The organism is Acinetobacter sp. 809848 (assembly GCF_000581275.1).
Classification (GTDB): domain Bacteria; phylum Pseudomonadota; class Gammaproteobacteria; order Pseudomonadales; family Moraxellaceae; genus Acinetobacter; species Acinetobacter pittii.
In genome coordinates this window covers 1-2,047 of sequence record NZ_JEXG01000114.1, presented here as the reverse complement: position 1 = coordinate 2,047, position 2,047 = coordinate 1, and the positions used below count along the sequence as shown (strand labels likewise).

Sequence of the window (2,047 nt, the reverse complement as noted above, 5' to 3'; positions counted from 1 at the left end):
TTTAGGTGAGTCGACGGTTTTCTCATGTAATGCAGGTGTTCTGTCTATACAACATGCTGATGGCTCAATTACACAACAAGATTGCCAAGACCCATTTCAGTATATTCGTGAATTTCAGAAGCAATTTAAAGTGCCATCTGCTGAGCTCTTGCCAAACTTACCGAGTTTTACGGGCGGATTAGTAGGTTATTTAGGCTACGACGCAGTCCGTTATATCGAGCCACGTTTAAAGAATGTTCCTACAGCTGACCCAATTACATTGCCGGATTTATGGTTAATGCTATCAAAGACAGTCATTATCTTTGATAACCTTAAAGATACTTTATTTTTAATTGTTCATGCGGATATAGAGCAGAGCAATGCTTATGAAGACGCTCAGCAAAAATTAGATCAATTAGAGCAGTTGTTAGCTACTCCAGTTAGTTTGCAAGCTAAGCCGCATACACCTCCACATTTTGAATCAATTACTGGTAAAGCGAAATTCTTAGAGACAGTCGAAAAAGTTAAAGAATATATACGTGCTGGTGATGTGATGCAGGTTGTTCCGGGGCAGCGTATGGTTTCTGATTTTGATGGAGAGGCTTTACAGGTTTATCGTGCTTTACGTCATTTGAATCCATCGCCTTATTTATTCTTGGTACAAGGGCAAACGATTACTGATAAAAAGCCATTCCATATTGTAGGGTCATCGCCAGAAATTCTTTCTCGCCTCGAAAATGGTATTGCGACAGTACGTCCGCTTGCAGGTACCAGACCTCGTGGAAAAACTAAAGAAGAAGATATTGCGCTAGAAAAAGATTTGCTTTCTGATGAAAAAGAAATCGCAGAGCATTTAATGTTGATTGATCTTGGTCGAAATGATGTTGGGCGAGTTTCGAAAATTGGGAAGGTCCAAGTAACGGATCAAATGGTGATTGAACGCTATTCACATGTCATGCACATTGTCTCAAATGTGCAAGGCGAAGTTCGTGACGATATCGATGCGCTAGATGTATTTAAAGCAACTTTCCCAGCAGGTACTTTATCGGGTGCACCAAAAATTCGTGCAATGGAAATTATTGATGAAGTTGAGCCTGTGAAAAGAGGTGTGTTTGGTGGGGCAGTGGGATATTTAGGATGGCACGGCGAAATGGATATGTCGATTGCAATCCGTACTTGTGTTATTCGAGATAAAAAGGTCTATGTGCAGGCTGGAGCAGGCCTAGTTGCAGACTCAAATCCTGAATCTGAATGGAATGAAACGCAAATAAAAGCTCGCGCAGTGATCAAAGCGGTTGAATTATCATCAAACGGATTGATTTTATGAGTTTTTAGCGGTTTTTTTTAAAAAACCGCTTGCATCGTTTGGAAGTTTTGCTAAACTGCACACCGTTCCGATACGAAACGTACGAAACACTAAGAAGAGCCGGCATAGCTCAGTTGGTAGAGCAACTGACTTGTAATCAGTAGGTCCACAGTTCGAATCCGTGTGCCGGCACCATCTTAAAGGTGTGTAGTTGTGAAGTAAAGAACAACACTGAAATAAGTGTGATATGGTGAGATTCCCGAGCGGTCAAAGGGGGCGGACTGTAACTCCGCTACGAAAGTTTCGAAGGTTCGAATCCTTCTCTCACCACCATTAACTTCGATTGAAGTGGTATATATACCAACACAGTGCGGGAGTAGCTCAGTTGGTAGAGCGGCAGCCTTCCAAGCTGCATGTCGCGAGTTCGATCCTCGTCTCCCGCTCCATCGAAGGATAATCGCTCTTATAGCTCAGTGGTAGAGCACTCCCTTGGTAAGGGAGAGGTCTCGAGTTCAAATCTCGATAAGAGCTCCAGATACAGTTTAGTAGATTTTCTACAAAGATTTAAAAAGCAGGCTTATTAGTCTGCTTTTCAAGTATTGGGTGTTTGATTTTTTAGGCGATATGTCGATGCTGAGTTTTTGCTCAGAATTGTGTTCGACGTAAACGAGGACTATAAACATGGCTAAGGCTAAGTTTGAACGTAATAAGCCACACGTAAACGTGGGCACAATCGGTCACGTTGACCATGGTAAAACAACT

Annotated in this window: 1 protein-coding gene, 4 tRNA genes and 1 pseudogene; all 6 read left to right on the top strand. The window is 42.1% G+C overall.

Going from position 1 to position 2,047, the window contains the following annotated elements; translation table 11 throughout:
* A partial coding sequence (locus tag J536_RS24015) for an anthranilate synthase component I family protein (RefSeq protein WP_032064237.1) occupies positions 1-1,306 on the top strand: 1,306 nt, incomplete at its 5' end.
* Between the two features lie 98 nt (positions 1,307-1,404).
* Positions 1,405-1,480 (top strand) — tRNA-Thr (locus tag J536_RS24010).
* Positions 1,481-1,534: 54 nt separating this feature from the next.
* A tRNA-Tyr gene (locus J536_RS24005) sits at positions 1,535-1,618 on the top strand.
* A gap of 37 nt (positions 1,619-1,655) precedes the next feature.
* Positions 1,656-1,731 (top strand) — tRNA-Gly (locus J536_RS24000).
* Positions 1,732-1,744: 13 nt separating this feature from the next.
* Positions 1,745-1,819: transfer RNA gene (locus J536_RS23995), tRNA-Thr, on the top strand.
* 147 nt (positions 1,820-1,966) lie between these two features.
* Positions 1,967-2,047: pseudogene (locus J536_RS25620) on the top strand (elongation factor Tu); the annotation flags it as partial.